The following is a 23,721-nucleotide window of genomic DNA, read 5'->3' as shown; positions in this document are numbered from 1 at the left end:
GCATGCAGCTCCACGTCGAGACTCACGGACACGGCCCGGTCCGGGTCGGACTCGTGCACGGCATCCTCGGTTCGGCGCTGGTGTGGCGCGACCTCGTGTCCCACGCCGACCCGGACCGGTACACGTTCCTCGTGCCGGACCTCCGGGGTCACGGCGAGAGCGACCGCGCGGCGTCGTACACGCTCGCCGCGTTCGCCGACGACCTCGCCGAGACGCTGCCGCAGGGCCTCGACGCCGTGGTCGGGCACTCGCTCGGCGGACGGGTCCTGTTCGACGCCGTCGACCGACTCCGCCCTTCCCGCGCCGTGTACCTCGACCCCGGCTTCCACCTGCGGGCACCGGGGCGGAGCGTGCTCGGTCGGGCGTTCTGGGCGCTGCCGGGTCTGCAGCCCCTGCTCGTCAAGGCGTACGACCGCACCGATCCGCGGTGGGGACCTGCGAACGTCGCCCGTGCCGAGGAGAGCCACCGGCACTGGGACCGCACGATGCTGCGCGACGTCCTGCGCGAGGTCGCGACGACCCCGGTGGCGCCGACCCCTCCGTTCGTGCCGTCGACGCTCGTGCTGACCGACGACGGCCGGCACGTGGTGCCCGAGGCCGAGGTGCCGGTGTACGAGCGCCTCGGATGGGACGTCGAACGGGTTGCCGGGGTGCACCACGACCTCGCGATGGAGGACGCCGCGCGCACGATGCGGCTGCTCGACGACGTGCTCGGCGGTGCCCACGCATGAGCGTCACCACGGTCTTCGGCGGGGTGTCCAACGTCCTCGTCTCCGACGGCACGACGTCGCTGCTCGTGGACGGCTTCTTCAGCCGGCCCTCGTTCCCGCGGCTGGTGCTCGGCCGGCTCCGCCCGGACGTCACCCGGATCGAGGACGCGCTCGCCCGGTTCGACGTCGACCACCTCGATGCCGTGCTCGTGTCCCACTCGCACGCCGACCACGCCCTCGACGCCCCCGTGGTCGCGGACCGCACCGGGGCGGAACTCGGCGGTTCGGCGTCCACCCGGATGATCGCCACCGGGTACGGGCTCGACCGGGTGCCCTTCCGGGAGCTCCACGACCGCGAGTCGTTCGCGGTGGGGGCCTTCACGGTCACGCCGCTGCACGCGCTGCACAGCGACGGCGATGCGGTGCCGGGCGAGATCACCGAGCCGGTCACCCTGCCGGCCCGGATGCGCGACTTCCGCACCGGCGGGTGTTCCTCGTTCCTGTTCGAGCACCCGGACGGCTCCGTACTGGTGCACCCGACGGCGAACTTCATCCCCGGAGCGTTCGCGGGGCTCCACGCCGACACCGTCTACCTGGGTGCGGGCGCCGCCGGTGCGAAGCCGACGGCCTGGATCGAGCAGTACTGGCAGGAGACGGTCGGCGCCCTGCGTCCGAGCGTCGTCCGGCCGGTGCACTGGGACGCGTTCTGGCGACCGTTGACCCGTCCGCTCACGCCCCTGCCGAAGAAGCTCGACCGCCTCGACGTCACGATGCGCGCGTTCACCCGTCTGGCGGACGCCGACGGTGTCGACCTCCGGCTGCCAGCGCTCTGGCAGCGCGAGACGGTCTCCGCGCGGTCGGTGTCGTGACGGAGGTCCGGGCGCAGAACCGCCGGGCGCAGAACCGCCGGGCGACGGAGCGTGCCGTCGAGGACGCCGCGGTCGCGCTGGTCGGCGCGCGCGGGTTCGACGTCGTCACCGGGGCCGAGATCGCCACCGCGGCCGGCATCACCGAGCGCACGTTCTTCCGGTACTGCGCCTCGAAGGTCGACGCGTTCCTGTTCGTCTCGCGCGACGTCCACGACGCCGTCACCGCCGCCGTGACCGGCCCGGTGACGTTCGCCGCCTTGACCAAGGTGATCGCCGAGGTGCTCGTGGTGCTCGAACGCGACCGGAGCGACGACCTCGACCGCCTGGTCCGGGTGCGCGCACTGCTCGTCGCCGACCCGGCACTGCTGTCCGCCGTGCTCGAGCGGGACGCGGCACGGACGCTCGAGCTGCAGTCGGCGTGGCAGGGCGCCGACCGGTTCGCGGTGCCGTTGGCCCTGCTCGCGCTGCGCGCCGCGTTCGACGCGTGGGCGGAGCACCCCGCGGGGGAGTCGCTCAGCGCGGCGTTCCGGCGCACGTGCAGCGCGCTCCGGACGGCCACCGGCGGCTGATCGTGCGCGTCACGCACTGGACGCAGCCACCCGCCCCGGCGGAAGGGCCGTGGCGGGCGTCACCCGGGCCTCCCGTCCGCTCTGCATCGCGACCCGGAACCCGCCGCACCGTCAGCCGTCGGGGAGCACGTCGTCGTCCCACGGCACCGGCGTCGTCTCGCCCGTCTCCCAGTCGTGGCGCAGGATCCCGTAGCCGACCGACGCGACCGCGCGGCCGCCCTCGACCGGCCACCCCTCGCGGTAGTGCGCCTCCTTGACCCACCCGGCGCGCACGAAGACCCGGCGCATCGCCGTGTTGTCCTCGCGGGTCTGCCCCTCGAACCGGGTCACCGACGGCAGGGTGCCGAAGACGTGGTCGGTGACCGCGCGCAGCGTCGGGACGCCGAGTCCGCGGCCGCGGAACGCGCCGGCGATGCGCAGGTCGAACAGCGGGACCGGGTCTTCCAGGTCCTCGAGCCGGACGAACCCGACGCGACCGTGCTCCGCGTGGTCGATCCAGTAGGAGTCGTGCTCGTCGTCGCGGTAGGACCCGGAGTCCACTGCCTCGACGGCGTCCGCCCGGCTCCACGTCCGCCGCACGTGGAAGGGGAACTCCTCGGTCGACAGGAAGTCGACGAGGGCGTCGTGGTCGACCCCGGTCGGGTCGAGGCGGGTCAGCCGGACGGAGCGGTCGGTCATCCCGCCACGCTAGCGGGGGAGCAACGTCGTGGCCCACCGCCCGATCGCGTCGTACGCCTGCTCCCGCACGTCGGGCGCGGACAGCACCACGTCGTGGACCGCGCCGGCGAGCCGCCGCACCGTGACCTCGTCACCGAGCGACAGCGCGCGGTGCGCCACCGTGTCGACGTTCAGCGCGACGTCGGCGTGCGCCATCCCGGGGTCCCACCGGGGCTGCAACATGCTCTTGTCGCTGAGCATGACCAGCACGGGGACCTGGATGCCGAGCCCGTGCTCGACCTTGTCCTGTCCCGCGAACACCGCCGCGAGCCACCCGGGGTGCAGGGGGAACCCGCGGTCCGGCCGCCACTGCTGGTCGTACGTCCACGTGCCCTCGCCGGCAGCCGACACGGTGCGCGTGTAGAACCCGGGGTCGACGGCCGGCATCGGAGCGAGGGGGTTCCGCTTCGCGCCGAGCTTGATGACGGGCGCGACGATCGCCCGGCCCACGGCGGTCGCCTGGAACTCGAGCCAAGGACTGTTCAGGATGACCCCGTCGACCAGTTCCGGGTGCCGCGCAGCCCAGAGCGACAGCGTCAGACCGCCGGTGGAGTGCCCCATCAGCACGAGCCGCCGCTCGCCGGGGCCGGGGTGCTCGGCGGAGACGGCGTCGAGCGCAGCGGCGATGTCCTCGTCGTACACCGCCAGGTCGTCGACGTTGCCCGGGGTCTGGTGCGGGCGGAGACTCCGGCCGTACTTCCGCAGGTCCAGTGCGTGGAAGCGGGCACCGAGCCGTTCGACCCGCTCGGCGAACTCCGTCTGGAAGAAGTAGTCCGACCACCCGTGCACGTACAGCACGTCAGCGCCGTGCAGCGGTCCGCGCCCGTGCAGCAACAGGTCGGTCGGGGTGTGGCGACGACGGACCAGGGTGGCGACGACGGGCCCCTCGGAGTCGTTGCCGAGCGGGAGTTCGAGTCGCTCGTAGGGCGCCCCGAGGACGTCCTCGTGCCAGCGCTGGACGACCATGTCCCCACCGTATCCGGCACCGCTGCGGGTGGTACCGGGGTACCACGACCGCCCCGCGGAGATCGTCTGCGACGGCGATGTGCCGGACCCGGCCGTCTCCGTACCGTTGCCGCATGATCGAGATCCAGAACCTCACCAAGCGCTACGGCGAGAAGGTCGCCGTCGACGACGTGTCCTTCACGGTGCGTCCCGGCGTCGTCACCGGCTTCCTCGGTCCGAACGGCGCCGGCAAGTCCACCACGATGCGCGCCGTCGTCGGGCTGGACCGGCCCACCTCGGGTACCGCCCACGTCGACGGGCGCCCCTACCGTGAACTGCGCGACCCACTGCGTCGCGTCGGCGCGCTGCTCGAGGCGAAGGCCGTCCACAAGGGCCGCAGCGCCTTCGACCACCTGTCCGCGCTCGCCGCGACGCACCGGATCCCGGCGGCCCGCGTGCACGAGGTCATCGGGATGACCGGCCTCGAGAACGTCGCGAAGAAGCGCGTCGGCGGGTTCTCGCTCGGCATGGGGCAGCGGCTCGGGATCGCGGCGGCCCTGCTCGGCGACCCGCAGACGCTGATCCTCGACGAGCCGGTCAACGGCCTCGACCCCGAGGGCGTCGTGTGGGTGCGTCGGCTCGCCCGCAGCCTGGCCGCCGAGGGGCGTGCGGTGTTCATCTCGAGCCACCTGATGAGCGAGATGGCCCTGACCGCCGACCGCATCGTCGTGATGGGCCGCGGCCGCGTGCTCGCGGACACGGACATCGCGGACCTGGTGGCCGCCGCCACGGAGCGGTCGGTCACCGTGCGGACGCCGGAGCCCGAGCGGCTCCTCGACGCGATCGCCGGCCCGGACATCACCATCGGCTACGAGGGCGACGGGTCGTTGCAGGTCCGTGGCCTCGGTGCCGAGCAGATCGGTGAGGCAGCGGGTGCTGCCGGCATCGTCCTGCACCAGCTCGCCACCACCGAGGCGAGTCTGGAGCAGGCCTACCTCGAACTCACGCACGACCAGGTCGAGTACCGATCGGAGGTGGCCCGGTGAGCGCGGTCACGAGCAACGCCCCGCCGCGGCACGACGGAGCCGGCAGCCACTCGTCCGGCGTCCACTCGTCCGGCATCCACTTCTCCGGCGTCCTGCGCTCGGAGTGGATCAAACTCCGCTCGCTGCGGTCGACGGCGTGGAGCTTCCTGCTGGTGCTCGTCCTGCCGATCGGCATCGGCGTGCTCCTGGCGGTCTTCGCGGACGACGGCGGTCAGGGGCTCACGGGTGACTCGGCTCGGAATGCGCTCGTGCTCTACAGCACGAGCGGCACGATGCTCTCGTCGCTGATCGTCGCGGTGATCGGCGCTCTCGTGGTCACCGGCGAGTACGGCACCGGCATGATCCGCTCCTCGTTCGCGGCGGTCCCGCGGCGGTCGGTCGCGCTGGCGGCGAAGGCGATCGTCCTCGCCGTGGTCGTCTTCGTCACGAGCGCCGTGAGCGTGTGGGCAACCGCCTTCATCACCCTGCCGATCGCGGCGGGGCGGAACGTCGAGGCGTCGCTGGACGCGAGCGTCGCGATGCCGTTGCTCGGCGCCTCCGTCTACCTGACGCTCATCGCGCTGCTCGCCTTCGCGGTCGGGGTGGTCCTGCGTTCCACCGCCGGGGCGATCGCGGGTGTGCTCGGGCTGATGCTCGTCGCCCCGGTCGTGGTGCAGCTGGTGCAGTCGTTCACCGGAGCGGAGTGGCTCGGCACGCTGACCAACCTGCTGCCGCAGAACGCCGGCCAACCGCTCATGCAGTTCGGCACCGAGGTGACGTCGGGGTGGCACGACGGCGTCCTAGCCTTGGGGGGATGGAGCGGATTCGCGGTACTGCTGGCCTGGGTGGTCGTCGCCTCGGTGACGGCGCTCGCCCTGGTCGAGAAGCGGGACGCGTGACCTCTGCCGACCTCGCCCCCGGTGCCGTCCAGGACGGCGCCGGGGGCATCGCCCTGCCCGACGCACCCGGCCGACTCCGGCGGTTCTGGACGCGCCACCCGGTCCTGACCGATGCGCTGCTCATGGTCTTCTGGGGCGCGATCGAGGTCCTCGTGGCGTTCCGGAGTGCGTGGCAGGTCGACGGGAGCCCCGCCGCTCGGCTCACGGTCGTCGTCCTCGTGGTCATCGCCGTCTCCGGCGTCCCGCTCCGGCGCACGCACCCCGCGGCGACGGCCGTGCTCGGCCTCGCATCCGTCGTCGCGATGACGTGGACCCAGGCCGGGTACTCGCCGGTGCTCTTCACCGTCTACGCCGCGACCGTATGGTGGTCGCGTGCCGCCGGATGGTGGACGGCCGCGGTCGCCACGGTGCTGGCCGCCGGGGCCACGGCCCTCCGCGTCTGGGTGATCGCACCCGGATCCGGCGGGCTCGCGGACGTCCTGTACCCCCAGCCCACGGCCTTCCTGCTCGCAGCGGTGCTGATCGGGATCAACGTCGCCAACCGCCGCCGCTACACGCAGGCCCTGATCGACCGCGCGCACCAGCTGGCCCGGGAGCGCGACCAGCAGGCGCAGCTCGCCACCGCCGCGGAACGGGCCCGGATCGCGCGCGAGATGCACGACATCGTGTCCCACTCGCTCACGGTGATGGTGCGGCTGGCCGAGGGCGCGGCGGCCGGGTCCTCCGCCGGGCCGTCGTCCGGCGGGGCCGAGTCCGCAGCGACGACGGCCATGCGCGGAGTCGCCGACGTCGGCCGCGGCGCGATGGGGGACATGCGCCGCATGCTCGGGGTGCTCGGCGGCGACGGTGAACCCGCGCTCGCGCCGCAGCCGGGCGTCCACGACGTCCCGCAACTCGTCGACCGGTTCCGTGCGCTGGGCACGCCCGTCGCCCTCGAGCTCGTCGGCGTCGTCCCCGAGGACGACGCCCTGCAGCTCGCCGTGTACCGGGTCGTGCAGGAGGGCCTCACCAACACCGCCCGGCACGCGCAGCACGTCCGATCGGTGGAGGTGCAGATGGCCGCGTCCGCCACCGAGGTCACCGTGGTCGTCACCGACGACGGTCGGACGGGAGGCCCGGCTCGGCCCGACGGGTCGGCCCACGCCACGACGGGGTCGGGTCGAGGGCTCATCGGGATCGAGGAGCGCATCCACGCGCTGGGTGGGCAGGTTCGCGCGGGCTCCCGCGACGGCACCGACGGTTGGCACATCCGGGCGACGATCCCGGTCAGGACGGAGGACCGATGATCCGCGTCGCGATCGTCGACGACCAGCAACTCATCCGGACCGGGTTCCGGCTGCTGCTCGAGGCGCAACCCGACATCGAGGTCGTCGGTGAGGCCGGCGACGGCGGTGCGGGCGTGCGGCTCGTCCATGCCCTGCGTCCGGACGTCGTGCTGATGGACGTCCGGATGCCCCACGTCGACGGCGTCACGGCGACGGCCGCGATCGTCGAACAGGTCCCCGAGACCCGGGTGCTCGTGCTGACGACCTTCGACCTGGACGAGTACGCGTTCGGTGGCCTGCGTGCCGGGGCGAGCGGGTTCCTGTTGAAGGACGTGAGCGCCGCGCAGCTCCTCGACGCCGTCCGGTCGGTGGCAGCGGGCGAGGCCGCCGTCTCACCGCGGGTGACGCGGCGGATGCTCGAGCTCTTCGGCTCCGTGCTGCCGGACGACCGGCCGGCGGGTCCGGACCCGCTGGAGCCCCTGACCCCGCGTGAGCGCGACGTGCTGCTCGCGATGGCCCGCGGGCTGTCGAACCCCGAGATCGCCGCACACTTGGTGACGAGCGAGTCCACGGTCAAGACCCACGTCGGGCGGGTGCTCGGCAAGCTCGAGCTGCGCGACCGGGTGCACGCGGTCATCTTCGCCTACGAGCACGGTCTCGTCCCGCGGTCCTGACCGGGCGCCGATCGCGCGGCGCGGGCGTGCTCAGCTGCGGGGAGCGCGCGAGAAGAACAGGGTGATCGCGCCGAGGGTGATGGACGCCACGATGAGCACCCAGGCGAGCACGGGGATCAGCCCGTCCCACGGGGTGAACAGGAGCACGATGCCGATCACCAGCACGACGGCGGCGGCGATCAGCACGAGGCGGTGCGGTCTTGCCGGGGTTCTGGTCACAGGTGCACCGTACGCGACGGGACTGCGGACGGGCGCAGTCGCGCGCCGCTAGCCTGGCCGCAGTGACACGTTCTCCCGCTCTGTGACGCAGAGCCCATCCAGCGACACCGGTTCGCTCCTCGGACGAGGGGTGGTGGTCTCGTGCGCCCGGAACGGGGACTCCCGACGGAGTTCCCCAGCACCCCGGCGCCCTGTCGAGACCACTCCAGAGAGACCGTCCGTCCATGACTCCTTCTTCTGCTCCTGCTTCTCCCGCCGACCGCTCGGCACTCCGCGCTTCGTGCGGTGACTGCTTCGCGCTCTGCTGCACCGCCTTCGGGTTCCAGCGGTCCAGTGACTTCCCGATCGACAAGCCCGCAGGGACACCGTGCCGCAACCTGGCCGACGACTTCTCCTGCACGATCCACCAGGCCCTCCGCCCACGGGGCTTCACCGGATGCACCACCTTCGACTGCTTCGGGGCCGGCCAGTACGTCTCGCAGGTCCTGTTCGACGGCACGAGCTGGGTCGACGAACCCGACTCGAAGCCCGAGATGTTCCGGGCCTTCGCCGTCGCCCGGCAGCTCCACGAGATGCTCTGGTACCTGGCCGAGGCGGTGTCCCGCTCGACGACTCTGGGGTCGGCGGAAGTGCCGACCGTGCTCCGGGTCCGCATCCAGCAGATCCTCGACGGCGAGTTGGCCGACGTCCTCGCGGTGGACGTCGAGTCGCTCCGGTCCGAGGTCCGTTCTGTCCTGATCGACGTCAGCGCGGAGGCCCGAGGTGGGTACCCCGCCGCCGGCGACGCGGTCGGTGACCTGCACCCGTCGGCAGACCTGGCCGGCTGCGACCTCCGTGCCCGTTCCCTGGCCGGGGCCGACCTGCGCGGTGCGGTCCTGATCGCCGCGGACCTGCGGGGCTGCGACCTGTCGGGCGTGGACCTGCTCGGGGCGGACCTGCGCGATGCCCGGCTCGGGGGAGCGGACCTGTCGAACGCGGTGTTCCTGACTCAGCCCCAGGTGAACGCTGCCCAGGGCGACGCGTCCACGGTGCTCCCCGACGATCTGGAGCGCCCCGGGCACTGGTCCGTCCCGTGATCCGGGTCAGGGCAGGACGATGACCTTGCCGGCGATCCGACCGGCCGCGCCCTCGGCGTGCAGTGCGGGCAGCTCGGCGAGCGGGATGCGTCGCGTGACCTCGACGGTCAGAGCGCCGTCGTCCACCAGCGCGACGAGCTCCGTCAGGCGTTCTCGGTTCGGCAGGACGAACACGGTCGCTGCACGAACGCCTCGGGACTCGTCGCCCGGGGTGGCCATGAACGCCGTCGTGCTCACGACGACTCCGCCGTCACGGACCGCTGCGACGTCAGCCGCGAACTGCTCGGGATCGATCGGCGCCAGGTTGAGCAGCACGTCGACCTGACCGTCGAGGGCGTCGAGCACGTCGGTGTCGGTGTGGTCGATGACCTGGTCGGCACCGGCCGCGCGCACGGCATCGGCGCTGCGGGGGCTGGCGGTCGCGACGACGTGTGCTCCGGCGCGCTTGGCGAGCTGGACGGCGTACTTGCCGACGACCCCGCCGGCACCCACGACGAGCAGACGCTGCCCGGCGGTGAGCCGGCCGTCATCGAACAGGGCCTGCCATGCGGTCAGCGCGACGGACGGCAGTGCGGCAGCGTCGGCCAGTGGGATGCTCGTGGGTGCTGCCACGACGGCCTCGGCGGGTGCGACCACGTACTCGGCTGCGCCGCCGTCGCGCTCCATCGGCAGGAACGCGATGACCGCGTCGCCCACGGTCAGACCGGTCACGCCGTCGCCGATCGCGTCGACCGTGCCGGAGACGTCGTAGCCGGGGACGTGGGGCAGCTGGATCGGGATCGGCAGGAAGCCGGCTCGCATGCCGTTGTCTGCGGCGTTGTACGCGGACGCCGCGACGCGCAGTCGCACCTGACCCGCTGCAGGGGTCGGCTGCTCGACCTCGCCGTACTCGAGGACCTCAGGTCCGCCGATTTCGTGGAACTGCACTGCCTTCATGGTGATGCCCTCTCGTAGTTGCTTCGAATTCGAAGCGCTTGCTCGGGACGCTAACACTGCTTCGAACTCGAAGCAACAGGTAGGATGGCTGCATGAGCGACACCCCCACCGCACTGACCCCGACACAGATCGGCGCCTACTTCGCGCTGACCGAGGTGAGTGCGCTCCTGCGCCCCGCGGTCGAGAAGCAGCTCCGCGACGTCGGCGGGTTGAGCTACGTGCAGTTCCAGCTCCTGGCGCGGTTGGGGGATGCTCCGGAGGGGCACCTGCGCATGACGGACCTGGCTGACGGCGTCGTCTACAGCCGCAGCGGTCTCACCTACCAGGCACAACTGCTCGAACAGCGCGGCCTCGTCACCAGGTCGCCATCGCCCGACGACGAACGCAGCACCGTCGTCGCCATCACCGACGCGGGGCGTGAAGTCCTTGCCGACGTGTTCCCCGGTCACATCGGCACCGTGCACGGACTCCTGTTCGCACCGATCACGGACGACGACGCGAGCGACCTCGCCCGGATCCTCGGACGCATCAGCGAACACCTGCGAGCGAACCCACCGCGGTCGGCGTCGCGACGATCCGCGAAGGGGGCGTCCGCATGACCGTCGGAGCGCGCGGCGCTCGGTGGATCATCGTCGGCTCGGTCGTCGTGGGGCTGGCGCTGACCGTCTACGCGACGTCGTACTGGCTGTTCCCGTCGTCGTTCCAGCGCCAGGAGCGGTTGCTCGACGGATCGATCAACCCGCGCGCGTGGGCCGACCTGCTCGTCTCGTACGTGCTCGCGCTCGGCTGCTTCGTGGTCGCCGGATGGGTGGGCGTTCTGCGGCGCAGGGCCCGCCGCCGCTGAGGCGTCAGCTGCGCGTGCGTGACCGTCGCCGCACCACGGTGCCGACGACGAGTGTGGCGAGCCCGAGCGCGATCCCGATCAGACCGAGCAGGTAGCCGAACAGCATCAGGATGCCGCCGCCGATGTTCGCACCGCCCCCGGTGTCGTTCGCGAGCGACCACCCACCGATCCCGACCGACAGGAAGGCGCCCAACAGGAACACCGTGCACATCACGTGCAGGACCCTCGTGCTCTGGGAGGTCATGGCGACTCGCTTCCGTGCGTGGACCGGTACCGGATGGTAGCGCGACCTGCGAGGGTGGAGCGATGACCCTCGAGATGCTCTGGGAACGTGCCGATCCCGCCCAGGTGCTGCGGAGCCGCTTCGGGTTCACGGACGTCGCCGCTGCCGAGGACTGGGTCATCCGGACGCTCGAGCGGTGGTGGGGCATGGGCGTCGTCATGTGCGAGCGCATTGTGATGAGCGACCACAACGCACTCGCCTGGGTCTCGACCGCTGGCGACCGGATGCTCCTGAAGTGGTCGATCGCACCGGAGGGGTTCGAGCGCTTGGCGTTCGCGGCGGACCTCACGACGTGGCTCGCGGATCGCGGCCTGCCCGTTTCCGCCCCGGTGCGGACGCTCGACGGACGGGTGCAGGTCGAGGACGACGGGGTCTCGATGGGGCTCCAGCACGTCATCAGCGGAACACTGCTGGACGTCCGCGATCCGGCACAAGTCCACGCAGCCGGCGCGACGCTGGCCCGCTTCCACGACGCCCTGCGCGACAGCCCCGATCGGGCGCCCGCAGCCGGTGTGCGCCCGCCGCCGATCCCACTCGTGCAGCAGGTCGAGGGCTGGCTCGAGGCTGCGCCGATGCACTTGCCGGAGCATGTCCGGCGGGCGCTTCGACGCCGGCTCGAGACCGCGCCCCCCGACGGCTTGCCGGTCCAGATCGTGCACGGCGACTACCGGGCGGCGAACGTCTTGTGCGCCGACTCGGACGTCGTCGCCGTCATCGACTTCGAGGACCTGCGGCTCGACCACCGCATCCTCGAGCTGGCACGCTCGGCCGTCCTGCTCGGGACGCTCTTCCACGACTGGGGGCCGGTCCCCGAGGCGGTCCACTGGCAGCTGCTCGACGGCTACCGCTCGGTGAGCGCGCTCACTACGGACGAACTCGCGTGGTGGGACGTCCTGGTGCTCTGGAACACGATGCTGTTCGTCCCGTCGGGGGATGACCCCACAGGCTGGGGTGCTGCTGCCGAGGCGCTCGCCGGCTAGCGGACGCTGCGCTTCGCCGCCCGGGCGACGATCACGAGCGCGGCGACCCCGAGTGCGATCCCGGCGATGCCGACGACCATGCCGCCCATGTACATGAACCCCGCGGCGAAGTTCACGCCGGTGCCGTCCGGGGTGAGGATCGTCCAGATGGAACCACCGGCGGTGAGCAGGAAGCCCAGACCGAGGAAGACGATCGCGAGGGTGACGATCGAGCGGATGTGGTGCATCGTCCGAACCTACCGAACCCGCACCGGTGGCAGAGTGGCGTGATGGGGAGCATCCGGAACATCGCGGTCGGGCTGCCGGTCAAGGACGGCCACGTGCTGCTGTCCGAGTCGTTCGACGGAGTGCGGGACCTCCGGTTCCACCGTGCAGTCGGCGGCGGCATCGAGTTTGGCGAGACCGCGGTCCAGGTGCTCCGCCGGGAGTTCCGCGAGGAGCTCGACGTCGCCCTTGACGAGGTCCGGCTGCTCGGTGTCCTCGAGAACCTGTTCGAGTACGAGGGGCAGCCCGGACACGAGTACGTCCACGTGTTCGCCGTCCGGTTGGCCGACCTGGACGCGGTGCCGCTCGACGCTGAACTCGTGGTGCTGGACGAGGGCAGCCCGGTGCGCTGGGCGCCCGTCGACACGGACGTCCCGGTGTTCCCGGACGGCGTGCTCGAACTGCTCGCAGGCACCGTCCCGGCGACGCAAGGTGACCACTCGACCCGCTGACGTCACGATCCCGTCACGACGGGCGCTTTCCCAGCGGACACGGCGGTGTTCCGCGGCGAAGTCCCGGCGACCGCCCGAGATCGGCTGGGACGCTCCCGAACGACGGCACCAGATCGGTGCGGTGATGCACCACGGGGGATCCAGAGCGATGACGATGAGACGTGCAGGGGGAGCCGCGCTCGGCTTCGTGGGCGGCAGTGTGCTCGCCGGGTTGATGGTCGGTGTGGGCGTGACGCCGATGATCGCGGTCGCCGGGGTGAGCACGACGTCGGCGATCGGGGTGTTCGAGTCGCTGCCGGAGCACATCGAGATCGGGGACCTGCCGCAGCGCAACCAGGTCTGGGCGTACCGCGGTGGCGAACCGGTGCACCTGGCGAACGTGTGGGCGCAAGACCGGCAGGAGCTGTCGTTCGACCAGATCAGCGACCAGCTGAAGCACGCTGCGGTCGACGGCGAGGACAAGCGGTTCTACGAGACCGGTGGTGTGGATGCGACGTCGATGGTCCGCTCCCTGGTGAGTGTTGCCGCGTCGCAGGGCGAGGGCGGATCGGGTGGCTCGACGCTCACGATGCAGCTCGTGCGCAACATCAAGATCCAGCGGGCGAGCGAGCTGCCGACGCTCGAAGAGCAGAAGGCCGGCTACAAGGAGGCGACGAAGCGGTCGCCCCAGCGGAAGCTCGCCGAGATGAAGCTCGCGATCGGCCTGGCGAAGAAGTACACCAAGGAGCAGATCCTGACGGCGTACCTGAACATCGCGTACTTCGGCGACCAGACCTACGGCGTGCAGTCGGCCGCGCAGCACTACTACGGCAAGTCCGCCACCGACCTGACCCCGGCCGAGGCGGCATCGCTCATCGCGATCGTGCAGTGGCCGGAGCGCCGCGACCTGTCCACGCCGGACCACTACCGCGACAACGCCGCGCGGCGGAACGTGATCCTCCGCTCGATGCACGAGCAGGGGCACCTGACGACCGACGAGTACCGCACGGCACGGTTGTCGCGGCTGGCCGACTACGTCCGGATCACCGCGCCGCAGCAGGGGTGCGAGGCCGTCGAGACCGGGGCGGAGTTCTTCTGCGACTACGCCAAGCGCATCGCCGCACGTCTGCCGCAGCTCGGCGCGACGAAGCAGCAGCGCGCCGATGCTTGGCGGACGGGTGGGTACCGCATCCAGACGACGCTCGACCTCGACCTGAACGCGAAGCAGAAGGAACTGCTCGACCGGTACGACCCGAAGACCGAGACTCGTCTCGCGCTGGGCGCGACGCTGAACACCGTCGAGGCGGGCACCGGCCGGGTGCTCACGATGGCGCAGAACACCGACTACGACCGGTCGGAGCAGGCGCCACCGACGGCGACGTCGCTGAACTACGCAGTCGACCAGGCCGACGGAGATTCGACGGGCTTCCAGACCGGCTCGACGTACAAGATGTTCACGCTGCTGGCGTGGCTCGAGGCCGGCCGCAGCCCGGACACGGTCGTGAACGGTACGCCGCACCCGCAGAGCACGTGGACGGCGTGCGGCGAGCAGACGACGGCCTTCTGGCAGCCGAAGAACGACTCGCCCGGCCAGAAGGGGCCGTACTCGGTCCGCTCGGCCACGGCCCAGTCCGTGAACGCTGCCTACCAGTCGATGGCGGCGCAGCTCGACCTGTGCGACATCCGCGACGTCGCGAAGCGCCTCGGTGTGCACCTTGCCGCCGGCGGCGAGCTGCCGTGGAACCCCGCGTCGCTGCTCGGCACCGAGAGCATCGCGCCGCTGACGATGGCGGCGGCGTACGCGGGCGTCGCGAACGGCGGTCGGTACTGCGCGCCGGTCGTCATCGACCAGGTCACCGCACCGGACGGTACGGAGCTCGGCGGGCAGCCGCGCACCTGCTCGCAGGCGGTCTCGCCGCAGACCGCGGCGACCGCGTTCGAGGTCATGCAGGGCGCGTTCCGGGGCGGCACGGCGAGCGGCGGCCAGACCCCGGACGGCACCACGCTGTTCGGCAAGACCGGTACGGCCGACGCCGCCGACCAGGTGTGGTTGGTCGGCGGGAGCTCGCGCGCGGTGACCGCGTACTGGCAGGGCAACACCGACGGCGGGAAGCACAACCTGCGGTACTACTCGAACGGTCAGGGCGGCACCTACGCGGGGTCCCGCGCAGCGGTCTGGCGCGATGCGCAGACCGCGGTGAACGCCGCCTTGCCGGTGGGCTGACGACAGCAGCGGGTCACGTGCCCGAGACGCACCACAGAACGGACGGGAGGCCCGTTGCCAGCTGGCAACGGGCCTCCCGTCTGATCGTTGGTTGCGTCCTAGGACAGCTTCTTGCTGTCCTCGAGCCAGCCCGCGAGTTCCGTCATGTAGCCGGCCTGCGAGGCGTAGTCGAGCGCGGGGAAGGTGAAGCTGTGCACCTGGCCGGCCTCGAGTGCCGCGTTGTCGGCGAAGGTCGGCTGCTTCTCGAGGTCCGCGACCTGGTAGCCCTGCTGCGACAGCAGCAGGACGTCGGCCTTGATCTGGCCCGCGTTCTCCCACGAGTAGATGCCCCAGTAGAAGCCCTTCGGCTTCGGGTTCACGAAGTCGACCCCGAACGACGAGTACATCTGCAGCAGCGGCTCGTCGGTCGGGCGGGTGACGTAGGCGCCGTCACCGTCGGCGTACATGGAGACGACCGAAAGGTCCTGCTCCTTCGCGACCTTCTCGAGCTCGTCGCCGGCGGTGTCGAAGCGCTTCTCGGCGGCCTCGATCGTCGACTCCTCGGCACCGAGGGACTCGCTCAGGTCGGCGATCTTCTCGATGACGTCCTCGCCCTTGCCGCCCCACTTGACCTGGACGACCGGCGCGATGGCCTCGATCTGCTTCTCCTGCTCGTTGTCCTTGAAGCCGTAGCCGGGCTGCGTGTCGTCGAGCGTGCCCTTCTCGTCGGTCGGGTACACCGAGGTCACGACCAGGTCGGGCTTCAGCGCGGCGAGCTTCTCGAGGTCGATGTCGCCGTACCCGGTGCCGAGCTGCGTGATGCCGTCGGTGTCCAGGTCGTCGAAGCGGGCGTCCTTCGCCATGGTCAGCTGGCCGAAGGTGCCGACCGGCTTCAGGCCGTACTCGATGAACGAGATCGCGATGTCGTTCAGCACGACGACGCGCTTCGGCGTGTGGTCGACCTTGACGGTCGTGCCGGTGGCGTCCTCGTAGGACCAGGCCTTCGACGCCGAGGTGTCACCGTCGGAGTCGTTCGAGTCGGTGCTCGAGCAGCCGGCGAGGAGGAGGGCCGAGACGGCCACGGAGGTCAGGAGGGTGGCTCGGAGGGAGCCGCGTCGGGAGAGCTTCACGTTAGGAGAGGCTAACCTAAGTCTGTTGCGCCCGCCAGCACGGTGTCGCGTTCACGGTGCAGCGACGGGTCGTGCTCGTCGGCCTCGGGCACGATCATCGGGGCGCCGGTCACGGGGTCCGGGAACACGCGCGCGTGCAGCCCGAAGGCGCGCTCGAGCAACGCGGGGGTCAGCACCTCGTGCGGTGCGCCGTCGGCGGCGACGCCGCCGTCGTGCAGGACGACGAGCCGGTCGGAGAACCGGGCCGCGAGCGACAGGTCGTGCAGGACCATCACGATGGTGGAGCCCTGCTCGCGGTTGAGTCGGCGCACCAGGCGCAGGACCTCGAGCTGGTGTGCGAGGTCCAGGTAGGTCGTCGGCTCGTCGAGCAGCAGCGTGTCGGCCTGCTGCGCGACCACCAGGGCGATCCACGCACGCTGGCGCTGCCCGCCCGACAGGCTCGCGACGTCGCGGTGCGCGACGTCGGTCAGTCCGGTCGCCGCGATGGCCTGCTCGGCCACGTCGGCGTCGTCCGCGGTCCACGGCTTCGCCCAGGACTGGTGCGGGTTGCGCCCGCGCATCACCAGGTCGAGCACGCTCGTGCCGGCGGGTGCGACGGGGGACTGCGGCAGGATCGCGAGCTTCCGGGCGACCTGGCGGTTCGGCTCCTTGCGGATCGGGGCGCCGTCGAGCAGGACCTCGCCGGACTGCGGCTTCAGCACCCGACCGAAGGCCTTGAGCAGGGTCGACTTGCCGCAGCCGTTCGCGCCGAGGAACGTCGTCACGGTGCCCCGCTCGACCCGCAGGTCCAGGTCGGTCAGCACCGGGTGCCGGTCGTAGCCGACGGACAGGCCGCGGGCCTCGAGGACCGGGGTGGACAGCGGCTTGGTGGACGGCGTCGTGCTGGACGGCGTCGTGCTGGACGGGGGAGTCATCGGGACATCTCCTTGCGGTGACGGATGAGGAGCCAGATCAGGTACGGGGCGCCGATCACGGTCGTGATGATGCCGACGGGCACCTGCCACGGGAACGCGGCGCGCGACAGCAGGTCCGCGGCGAGGACGAGTGCGGCGCCGAGCAGTCCGGCGAGCAGCAGGGGCGGGCGGTTCGTCCCGGCCAGCCGGAGCCCCACCTGCGGGACCACGAACGCCACGAAGCCGACCGGTCCCGCAGCGGCGACGGCAGCCGCGGTGAGCACGACGGCCAGCGCGATCACGAGCAGGCGGTGCCGCTGCACGGCGAGCCCCACCCCGGTGGCGACCTCGTCACCGAGCTGTCCGATGCCGAGCGCCGCGCTCGTCGCCAGGGCGATCGGCACCGCGACCGCGGCGACGATGAGCAGCGGCCAGACGCTCGACCACGAGGTGCTCGACAGACTGCCGACGAGCCACTGCGACGCGGCGGTGGCGAGGGTGATCTTGGCGCGGACGAGCAGGTAGCTCGTCACCGCGTCGAGGGTGGCGCTGACGCCGATGCCGACCAGGATGAGCCGGTAGCTCTGCACCCCACCGCGCCAGCCGAGCCCGTACACGACGGCGGCGGCGATCAACGCACCGATCGTCGCGGCCACCGGGATCCCGCCGCTGAGCACGAGCGAGGACACCGAGTACGTGCCACCGCCGAGCACGATGGCCGCCACGGCGCCGACGCTCGCCCCCGACGTCACGCCGATGATGTCCGGGGTGCCCAGGGGGTTCCGGGTGAAGGTCTGGGTCAGCGCCCCTGCGATGCCGAGCGTGAGACCGACGAGTGCCCCGGTGAGGACGCGCGGCAGTCTGAGTGTGGTGATGATGAAGGCGTCCGGGCCAGTCTCGAGCCCGACCAGGGAGCGGACGACGATGCCCGGGGCGATCCAGGTGGAGCCGATCGCGACGCCGAGGACGACGAGCACCAGGACGGCGCCGAGTGACGCGACCGTGTACCAGAACACCCGTGGGCGCCAGGCGAGGCCGATCGGTCCGATGCGGACGCCGGCGCGGCCGGGCGCACGGACCGCTGCGCCCGTCACAGGGACACCAGCGATCGGCGACGGGCGACGGCGACGAACACCGGACCGCCGATGACGGCGAGGACGATGCCCACCTCGACCTCCGAGAACCCGCCGATGAGCCGCCCCACGACGTCGGCGAGCAGGACGAGCGCGGCGCCGACGAGTCCCGACACCGGCAGCGTCCACCGGTGCCCGGTCCCGACGAGTGCACGGGCGACGTGCGGCACGGTCAGGCCGACGAAGCCGATCGGGCCCGCGGCGGCGGTCGCGCCGGCAGCGAGCAGGGTGATGCCGCCGAGCCCGACGAGCCGCGCGACGAGCACGTTCTCGCCCAGGCCCTTCGCCAGGTCCGACCCGAGCCCGAGTGCGTCGAGGGCCCGGACGTTCACGACCGCGAGCACCAGCCCGGCGACCAGGAACGGCCACACCGCGCCGAGGACGTCGAGCTGCCGTGCGGCGAGGGAGCCGACGACCCACAGTCGGTACGCGTCGAGCGAGTCCTGGTCGGTCAGCACGACGAACGAGGTCAGCGCGCCCAGCAGGGCCGAGACCGCGGCGCCGGCGAGGGCGAGCGGGACCGGGCTGGCGGTACCGCTGCCCGCGACGGTCACGGAGAACACCACGACGCTCGCGACCAGCGCACCGCCGAGGGCGAACCACACCGTCGCGCCGGTGCTGGTCACGCCGAACACGTAGACGCCGAGGACGACGGCCAGCCCGGCACCCGACGAGACCCCGAACAGTCCGGGGTCGGCGAGCGGGTTGCGGGTGTGCCCCTGCATCAGGAGCCCCGCGATCCCCAGGGCCGCACCGACGGCGGCACCGATGAGCGTGCGCGGGATCCGGGAGCCCCAGACGATCGCCTCGTCGGTCGTCGACCCGGTCCGCAAGAGGCCGTCCAGCACCCGGTCGACGCCGATCCGGTTGCTGCCGAGGAGCATGCTCGCGACCGCCACCAGGACCAGCACGACGACCAGTGCGGCGATCACCAGGACGCGGCGGCGGACGGCGGTGCGGTGGACGCCGAGGGCGGTGGTCGCATCGGGGACGCGGGCCTCCGGGACGGAAGCCAGAGTGGGAGAGGGGGCTGGCACGGAGAACATCTTAGGTTAGCCTTGCCTCATGGCGAAGACTCCGCGGCTCCTGCCCGAGAATCCCCGGCTCTTCCGCGCCCGGGTCCTGCGGACCGAGCGCACCACGCCGTCGATGCACCGCGTCACCGTCACCGGTGACGACCTGCACGAGTTCCCGTTCCTGGGCTTCGACCACTGGTTCCGTCTGTTCACCGGGCGCCCGGACCAGGACGCGTTCCGGATGCCGGACCTGGACGGCAAGAAGTGGTGGCCGACGTTCCTGGCCATCCCCGAGGACGTCCGCCCGCACTGCGCGAACTACACCGTCGCCGCGTTCCGCCCGATGCCCGACGGCACCGCCGAGATGGACATCGACTTCGTCGTGCACACCGACGCCGACGGCGAGCCCGAGGGCCGCGCCGCCATCTGGGCGTGTGCGGCCCGACCGGGTGACCAGCTGGCGATGCTCGACCAGGGCTGCATCTTCGACTGCCCGGACGACACCAGCGAGGTCGTCATCGCGGCCGAGGAGACCGGCCTGCCCGGCGTGCTCGGCATCGCCGCGTCGCTGCCCCGGGACACCGTCGGCCGCATCATCCAAGAGGTCCCCACCGCCGGGGACGTCCGCGAGATCGACGCACCCAGCGGGGTGACCGTCACGTGGATCGTCCGCGACGAGGTGGACCACCACGCCGTGCCGGGTCGCGCCGCGCTCGCCGAGCTGCAGCGGCACGTCCCCGTCGACGACCGGGGCTACGCGTTCGTGGTCGGCGAGTCGACCCTCGCGACCGAAGGGCGCCGGCACCTGCACCGTGCGGGTCTGCCGAAGTCACGCATCACGTTCTCGGGCTTCTGGAAGCACGAGGCCAAGGAGTCCGTCTCTGCCTGAGCGGCGCTCGTTCCTTCCCCTGGCGCCTGCGATGCCTGGTGCCTTCGGGCGTACCGTCACAGAACTTCTCGCCGGGTACGCCCGTTTCCGCCAGGTACGCCCGATCCCGGCAGGCGACCCACGCCCGAGACGCGACCGACCGACGGACGGGAGGCCCGGTGCCAGCTGGCACCGGGCCTCCCGTCCGTCGTGGGGTGGCGTCAGCCCTTGAGGCCGGAACCCGTCACGCCCTCCACGATCTGCCGCTGGAAGATCAGGTAGAGGATGATCAGCGGCAACGCCGCCAGGATCGCTCCGGCCTGGATGTCCGCGTAGCGCTGACCGAAGCTGCCCTGGACCGTGGCGAGCCCGACCGGGATCGTCATGAGGTCCGGGTTCGACAGCACGAACAGCGGCAGCAGCAGGTTGTTCCAGACACCGACGAACGTCAGGATCGTCACCGCGGCGATCACCGGACGCGACAGCGGCAGGATGACCGACCAGTAGATCTTCCAGATGTTGGCGCCGTCGATGCGTGCCGCTTCCTCCAGCTCCTTCGGGATCCCGTCGAAGAACTGCTTGAAGATGAACACCGCGATCACGGCGGGCACCTGCGGGAAGATGACCGACCAGTAGGTGTTCAGCAGGCCGACGGCGTTGAGCTCCTGGAAGATCGGGATGATCAGGACCTGCGTCGGGATCATGATCCCGAGGATGATGAGCAGGAACGCGATGTTCCGACCGCGGAACACCAGGCGGGACAACGCGAACGCCGCCATCGAGGCGAACATGACGGTCAGGACGGCCGTGACGACGCTCGTGATGGCGCTGGCGAGGTACCAGTTCCAGATGTCGCCGGCCTGGAACAGTGCCGCGTAGGAGTGCAGCGTCGGGTTCCAGTTCGACAGGATCGAGTTCGCGCCGAGGGCGGCGACGCCGTTGTCGGACAGCGACGTCTTCAGGGCGAACAGGCTGGGGATGAGCCAGATGATCGCGAAGACGATCAGGATGATGCCGGCGACCAGGTTGAAGCCCTTGCCGGAGACGCCGATCTTGGCGGCGTTCGCGGGCGCGGCGGCCGAGACGCCGGTGCGGAGCTTGGCGCGGCCGGTGGTGATGCTCTCGGTGGCGGTCATGTCAGGCCCCGATCTCTCGCTTGGCGGCAGCGCGCTCGACGAGCTGCCGGATGACCGCGATCGCGACGATCACGATGAACAGGAGCACCGACGCTGCCGAGGCGGCGCCGAGTCGGTTGTCGGTGAAGCCGACGCCCGTGATGAGCTGCAGCGAGACCTGGGTGGAGATGCCCGGTCCGCCGTTCGTCATCAGGTACACCTGGTCGAAGATCTTCAGGCTCGCGATGATCTGCAGCAGGATGACCAGCGTCGTGGTGCGGCCGAGCAGCGGCAGCGTGATCGACTTGATCTGCTGCCAGTTCGACGCACCGTCGACGGCGGCCGCTTCGTACAGTTCGCGCGGGATCTCCTGCAGGCCGGCCAGGTAGAGCACGAAGTTGAAGCCGAGGGTCCACCACACGGTGGCGATCGCGACACCGATCATCGCCGTGTTCGGGCTGGACAGCATGCCGGAGCCCGGGGTGAGGCCGATGGCCGACTGCATGCTGGCCCACAGGCCGGTCGCCGGCGTGAAGATGAACACCCAGATCAGCGAGATGGTCGCCGACGGCAGGATGAACGGCAGGAAGAACGCCAGTCGGAAGAACCACTGGCCGCGGTTCATCCGGTTCGTCAGGACGGCGAAGACGAACGCCAGGATGACGAGAGGCGGCGTCGTGTAGAGCGTGAACTGCAGGGTGTGCCAGAGCGACGACCAGAAGTCGGAGCGTCCGAGCATCTCCGCGTAGTTCGCGAACCCGGCGAAGCTGCCGAGGCCGGTGCGCACGGTCGAGGTGTTGAAGAAGCTCGAGACGATCATCCAGACCGTCGGGCCGAGCAGGAAGGCCACGTAGAACAGGCCGAACGGGGCGAGGAAGAGCCAACCGCTGCGGCCCTGGCCACGGGTGAGGCTCGTGCCGTAGGTGCGGCTCCGGCGCGGACGCGGCGCGGTGGTCGCGTCGGTCGCCCGGTCGAGGACAGGTGCTGTGGTCACGTCATCGTGCCTTTCGCGCGGTGTTCACGGCGTTCACGTGCCGGGCAGGTGCATGCCCGGTGGTCGCGGGCCCGGTCACAGTGGGCTCGGGGTGTTCAGGTAGGTCGCGAGCTGCGACTTGATGGCACGGAGTGCCTGCGCGGGCGACGAGCTGCCCTGCTGCACGAGTGCCAGCTGGGCGCCGACGGTGCCCTCGAAGGTCGAGCCGGAGCCGCCGTACCAGGCGGGGTCGTCGAACACGGCGGTCTCGGCTGCGGCGGCGTAGTTCGACTGGGGCTTGAGCTCCTTGTAGGCGCTGCTGTCGAACGTCGGGATGTAGGCGGGCACGTGCCCGCCCTCGGCCCAGGTCAGGCTCTGCTCGAGCATCTGCTTGATGAAGAGCATGTGCTGCTTGCGCTGCTCCGGGGTGCGGTCCTTCTTCGGCAGCACGAACGTGTGCGAGTCCGCCTGCGTCGCGGGCTTGTCGTACAGCTGCGGGATCGGGGCCATGCCGAACTTCAGTCCCTTGATGGACTGCGCGGTGCTGATCTCCCACTCGCCCTGCATGAAGAAGCCGGCCTTGCCGTCGAACATCAGGGACTGCGCCGTGGCGTAGTCGAGCGCCTTGTTCATCCAGCCCTGCTTGACCCACTTCTGGGTGCGGCTGGTGACCTCGTTGTAGGCGTCCTCGTTGACCGTGAGCTTCGCGCCGCCGTCGCTGATGAAGGGGGTCGCGTCGTTGATCTGGTTGTACATCGTCCAGAAGAAGCGCCACGGGGTGGCGGTCTCCGGCACGACGTTGGCGACGTTGAGGGCCGTGCCGCCGGTGACCTTTGCGACCGCGGCGAGGGCGCTCTCGAACGTGTCCATGCCGGACAGGTCCTTGAGGTTGCCGTCGGCGTCCAGCAGGCCCGCCTTCTTGCACACGTCGACGTTGTAGAAGAGCACGAAGGGGTGCGTGTCGAGCGGGATGGCGATGTTGTTGCCGTCGGTCTTCTGTGCCGTCCACGCCTTCTGGTTGAAGTCGGCGGCGCTGAGGCCGACGCTCGCCAGGTCCTCGGACGTGATCGGGTCGAGCAGGTCGCCGTCCCACAGCGGCTTCGCCCGGGTCAGGTGGGCGACCGCGACGTCCGGCGGCTTGTTCCCGACGGTGGCCAGTGTCAGCTTCGAGTAGTAGGGGTTGCCCCACGCGAACGTGGTGGCCTGCAGCGAGCTCGATCCGCCGTGCTGCTTCGCGTAGCCGTCCTCCATCGCCTGCATGCGGAGGCCGTCACCACCGCCGAAGAGGTTCCAGAAGACGAGCGTCTCGGGGTTGAGTGCACTGCCGGCCAGGCCGGCTGCGATCGGGCTCGAGCACGCGGCGAGCGGCAGGACCGTCGCGGCCGCCGCTCCTGCGGCGAGGAAGCCGCGGCGCGAGAGGCGCGACGCGGGTGTTGCTGGGCGGTTCGGCATGGCATCACTCCATCGGGATGGGCCGGTCTCGGGAACAGGGTCGGTGCTCCCGCCGGAGCATCGCTGTTCCGGACACGGAGCAGTGGGTCGCTGTTCCGTGAGCGCTCACATTAGCCCTCGCGTTCGCTGTCCGCCACCCCTTTCGCGTCGGCGTGGAACCCGGTAGCGTTTCGGTCAGGTGAGCGCTCACTTTCGTGACGGTCCGCTTCGCTTCCCGAGCGCCGGACCGTGC

Annotated in this window: 27 protein-coding genes; 14 read left to right on the top strand and 13 right to left on the bottom strand. The window is 71.1% G+C overall.

The window, feature by feature from the left end:
- The first annotated feature begins 2 nt into the window (after positions 1 to 2).
- Genes ACVKXF_RS03635 through ACVKXF_RS03625 form a run of 3 tightly spaced genes read left to right on the top strand, consistent with a single transcriptional unit; the run spans position 3 to position 2,148 of the window.
- Positions 3 to 731: an alpha/beta fold hydrolase gene (locus tag ACVKXF_RS03635; protein WP_456794858.1), complete on the top strand. Its 729-nt coding sequence runs from the start codon at positions 3 to 5 to the stop codon at positions 729 to 731.
- Positions 728 to 1,579 carry an MBL fold metallo-hydrolase gene (locus ACVKXF_RS03630; RefSeq protein WP_456794857.1) on the top strand — a complete coding sequence of 284 codons (852 nt, stop codon included), beginning with the start codon at positions 728 to 730 and terminating at the stop codon, positions 1,577 to 1,579. The genes ACVKXF_RS03635 and ACVKXF_RS03630 overlap by 4 nt, the downstream gene beginning before the upstream one ends.
- Entirely contained in the window at positions 1,576 to 2,148 is a 573-nt protein-coding gene (locus ACVKXF_RS03625; RefSeq protein WP_456794856.1) for a TetR family transcriptional regulator, read from the top strand. The genes ACVKXF_RS03630 and ACVKXF_RS03625 overlap by 4 nt, the downstream gene beginning before the upstream one ends.
- Before the next feature lie 111 nt (positions 2,149 to 2,259).
- On the opposite strand, the gene ACVKXF_RS03620 is transcribed toward ACVKXF_RS03625, so the two are convergent.
- Both ACVKXF_RS03620 and ACVKXF_RS03615 read right to left on the bottom strand, forming a co-directional pair.
- The gene (locus ACVKXF_RS03620; protein ID WP_456794855.1) at positions 2,260 to 2,826 is read right to left on the bottom strand and encodes a GNAT family N-acetyltransferase; all 567 of its coding nucleotides are present in this window, start codon (positions 2,824 to 2,826) and stop codon (positions 2,260 to 2,262) included.
- A gap of 9 nt (positions 2,827 to 2,835) precedes the next feature.
- Positions 2,836 to 3,831 carry an alpha/beta hydrolase gene (locus ACVKXF_RS03615; protein ID WP_456794854.1) on the bottom strand — a complete coding sequence of 332 codons (996 nt, stop codon included), beginning with the start codon at positions 3,829 to 3,831 and terminating at the stop codon, positions 2,836 to 2,838.
- 113 nt (positions 3,832 to 3,944) lie between these two features.
- Here ACVKXF_RS03615 and ACVKXF_RS03610 point away from each other — a divergent pair, with 113 nt between their 5' ends.
- The 4 genes from ACVKXF_RS03610 to ACVKXF_RS03595 are packed head-to-tail and all read left to right on the top strand — an operon-like array spanning position 3,945 to position 7,673.
- Positions 3,945 to 4,856: an ABC transporter ATP-binding protein gene (locus tag ACVKXF_RS03610; RefSeq protein WP_456794853.1), complete on the top strand. Its 912-nt coding sequence runs from the start codon at positions 3,945 to 3,947 to the stop codon at positions 4,854 to 4,856.
- Complete coding sequence (locus tag ACVKXF_RS03605) at positions 4,853 to 5,734, top strand: ABC transporter permease subunit (RefSeq protein WP_456794852.1); 882 nt, start codon at positions 4,853 to 4,855, stop codon at positions 5,732 to 5,734. The genes ACVKXF_RS03610 and ACVKXF_RS03605 overlap by 4 nt, the downstream gene beginning before the upstream one ends.
- The gene (locus ACVKXF_RS03600; protein WP_456794851.1) at positions 5,731 to 7,020 is read left to right on the top strand and encodes a sensor histidine kinase; all 1,290 of its coding nucleotides are present in this window, start codon (positions 5,731 to 5,733) and stop codon (positions 7,018 to 7,020) included. Before ACVKXF_RS03605 ends, ACVKXF_RS03600 begins: the two co-directional genes overlap by 4 nt.
- Positions 7,017 to 7,673, top strand: a complete 657-nt coding sequence (locus ACVKXF_RS03595; RefSeq protein WP_456794850.1) for a response regulator — start codon at positions 7,017 to 7,019, stop codon at positions 7,671 to 7,673. The genes ACVKXF_RS03600 and ACVKXF_RS03595 overlap by 4 nt, the downstream gene beginning before the upstream one ends.
- A gap of 30 nt (positions 7,674 to 7,703) precedes the next feature.
- On the opposite strand, the gene ACVKXF_RS03590 is transcribed toward ACVKXF_RS03595, so the two are convergent.
- The gene (locus ACVKXF_RS03590; protein ID WP_148061809.1) at positions 7,704 to 7,892 is read right to left on the bottom strand and encodes a hypothetical protein; all 189 of its coding nucleotides are present in this window, start codon (positions 7,890 to 7,892) and stop codon (positions 7,704 to 7,706) included.
- 224 nt (positions 7,893 to 8,116) lie between these two features.
- On the opposite strand from ACVKXF_RS03590, the gene ACVKXF_RS03585 reads away from it, so the two are divergent.
- Complete coding sequence (locus ACVKXF_RS03585; RefSeq protein ID WP_456794849.1) at positions 8,117 to 8,968, top strand: pentapeptide repeat-containing protein; 852 nt, start codon at positions 8,117 to 8,119, stop codon at positions 8,966 to 8,968.
- Between the two features lie 6 nt (positions 8,969 to 8,974).
- Here ACVKXF_RS03585 and ACVKXF_RS03580 read toward each other — a convergent pair whose 3' ends face one another.
- Positions 8,975 to 9,904 (bottom strand): NADP-dependent oxidoreductase, encoded by a 930-nt coding sequence (locus tag ACVKXF_RS03580; RefSeq protein ID WP_456794848.1) that lies wholly within the window; start codon positions 9,902 to 9,904, stop codon positions 8,975 to 8,977.
- A 92-nt stretch (positions 9,905 to 9,996) separates the two neighbouring features.
- Here ACVKXF_RS03580 and ACVKXF_RS03575 point away from each other — a divergent pair, with 92 nt between their 5' ends.
- Both ACVKXF_RS03575 and ACVKXF_RS03570 read left to right on the top strand, forming a co-directional pair.
- The gene (locus ACVKXF_RS03575) at positions 9,997 to 10,503 is read left to right on the top strand and encodes a MarR family winged helix-turn-helix transcriptional regulator (protein WP_456794847.1); all 507 of its coding nucleotides are present in this window, start codon (positions 9,997 to 9,999) and stop codon (positions 10,501 to 10,503) included.
- Complete coding sequence (locus ACVKXF_RS03570) at positions 10,500 to 10,748, top strand: hypothetical protein (protein WP_456794846.1); 249 nt, start codon at positions 10,500 to 10,502, stop codon at positions 10,746 to 10,748. Before ACVKXF_RS03575 ends, ACVKXF_RS03570 begins: the two co-directional genes overlap by 4 nt.
- A gap of 4 nt (positions 10,749 to 10,752) precedes the next feature.
- On the opposite strand, the gene ACVKXF_RS03565 is transcribed toward ACVKXF_RS03570, so the two are convergent.
- Entirely contained in the window at positions 10,753 to 10,992 is a 240-nt protein-coding gene (locus ACVKXF_RS03565; RefSeq protein ID WP_396289115.1) for a hypothetical protein, read from the bottom strand.
- A 62-nt stretch (positions 10,993 to 11,054) separates the two neighbouring features.
- On the opposite strand from ACVKXF_RS03565, the gene ACVKXF_RS03560 reads away from it, so the two are divergent.
- Positions 11,055 to 12,011 (top strand): phosphotransferase, encoded by a 957-nt coding sequence (locus ACVKXF_RS03560; protein WP_456794845.1) that lies wholly within the window; start codon positions 11,055 to 11,057, stop codon positions 12,009 to 12,011.
- Here the strand turns inward: ACVKXF_RS03560 and ACVKXF_RS03555 are convergent.
- Positions 12,008 to 12,238, bottom strand: coding sequence for a hypothetical protein (locus tag ACVKXF_RS03555; RefSeq protein WP_456794844.1), 231 nt, complete (start codon positions 12,236 to 12,238; stop codon positions 12,008 to 12,010). The genes ACVKXF_RS03560 and ACVKXF_RS03555 overlap by 4 nt on opposite strands.
- Before the next feature lie 42 nt (positions 12,239 to 12,280).
- Between ACVKXF_RS03555 and ACVKXF_RS03550 the strand changes: the two genes are divergently transcribed.
- Together ACVKXF_RS03550 and ACVKXF_RS03545 are read left to right on the top strand one after the other, a co-directional pair.
- Positions 12,281 to 12,727, top strand: coding sequence for an NUDIX hydrolase (locus tag ACVKXF_RS03550; RefSeq protein ID WP_456794843.1), 447 nt, complete (start codon positions 12,281 to 12,283; stop codon positions 12,725 to 12,727).
- Between the two features lie 148 nt (positions 12,728 to 12,875).
- A complete protein-coding gene (locus tag ACVKXF_RS03545; RefSeq protein ID WP_456794842.1) occupies positions 12,876 to 14,930 on the top strand; it encodes a transglycosylase domain-containing protein in 2,055 nt (684 codons plus the stop codon).
- A 98-nt stretch (positions 14,931 to 15,028) separates the two neighbouring features.
- Here ACVKXF_RS03545 and ACVKXF_RS03540 read toward each other — a convergent pair whose 3' ends face one another.
- From ACVKXF_RS03540 to ACVKXF_RS03525, 4 genes are read right to left on the bottom strand one after another with little or no spacing between them, the layout of a single operon-like run.
- On the bottom strand, positions 15,029 to 16,039 hold the full coding sequence (locus ACVKXF_RS03540; protein WP_456794841.1) for an ABC transporter substrate-binding protein: 1,011 nt from the start codon (positions 16,037 to 16,039) through the stop codon (positions 15,029 to 15,031).
- Positions 16,040 to 16,050: 11 nt separating this feature from the next.
- Entirely contained in the window at positions 16,051 to 16,953 is a 903-nt protein-coding gene (locus ACVKXF_RS03535; RefSeq protein WP_456794840.1) for an ABC transporter ATP-binding protein, read from the bottom strand.
- The gene (locus ACVKXF_RS03530) at positions 16,950 to 18,026 is read right to left on the bottom strand and encodes a FecCD family ABC transporter permease (RefSeq protein ID WP_396289107.1); all 1,077 of its coding nucleotides are present in this window, start codon (positions 18,024 to 18,026) and stop codon (positions 16,950 to 16,952) included. The genes ACVKXF_RS03535 and ACVKXF_RS03530 overlap by 4 nt, the downstream gene beginning before the upstream one ends.
- Positions 18,023 to 19,102, bottom strand: coding sequence for a FecCD family ABC transporter permease (locus ACVKXF_RS03525; protein ID WP_425340779.1), 1,080 nt, complete (start codon positions 19,100 to 19,102; stop codon positions 18,023 to 18,025). The genes ACVKXF_RS03530 and ACVKXF_RS03525 overlap by 4 nt, the downstream gene beginning before the upstream one ends.
- A 28-nt stretch (positions 19,103 to 19,130) precedes the next feature.
- Here ACVKXF_RS03525 and ACVKXF_RS03520 point away from each other — a divergent pair, with 28 nt between their 5' ends.
- Positions 19,131 to 19,970 (top strand): siderophore-interacting protein, encoded by an 840-nt coding sequence (locus ACVKXF_RS03520; protein WP_123314122.1) that lies wholly within the window; start codon positions 19,131 to 19,133, stop codon positions 19,968 to 19,970.
- Between the two features lie 200 nt (positions 19,971 to 20,170).
- Here ACVKXF_RS03520 and ACVKXF_RS03515 read toward each other — a convergent pair whose 3' ends face one another.
- The 3 genes from ACVKXF_RS03515 to ACVKXF_RS03505 all read right to left on the bottom strand — a co-directional run bounded on the left by ACVKXF_RS03515 (position 20,171) and on the right by ACVKXF_RS03505 (position 23,489).
- Positions 20,171 to 21,085, bottom strand: a complete 915-nt coding sequence (locus ACVKXF_RS03515) for a carbohydrate ABC transporter permease (RefSeq protein WP_123314121.1) — start codon at positions 21,083 to 21,085, stop codon at positions 20,171 to 20,173.
- Between the two features lies 1 nt (position 21,086).
- Positions 21,087 to 22,058, bottom strand: a complete 972-nt coding sequence (locus ACVKXF_RS03510) for a carbohydrate ABC transporter permease (RefSeq protein WP_123314120.1) — start codon at positions 22,056 to 22,058, stop codon at positions 21,087 to 21,089.
- A 75-nt stretch (positions 22,059 to 22,133) separates the two neighbouring features.
- The gene (locus ACVKXF_RS03505; protein ID WP_123314119.1) at positions 22,134 to 23,489 is read right to left on the bottom strand and encodes an extracellular solute-binding protein; all 1,356 of its coding nucleotides are present in this window, start codon (positions 23,487 to 23,489) and stop codon (positions 22,134 to 22,136) included.
- Positions 23,490 to 23,721: the final 232 nt, after the last annotated feature.

The sequence above is a fragment of the Curtobacterium sp. PvP017 genome, from assembly GCF_054060195.1.
Note: the sequence above shows the minus strand (reverse complement) of the source record. Positions and strands in the feature narration are given on the sequence as shown.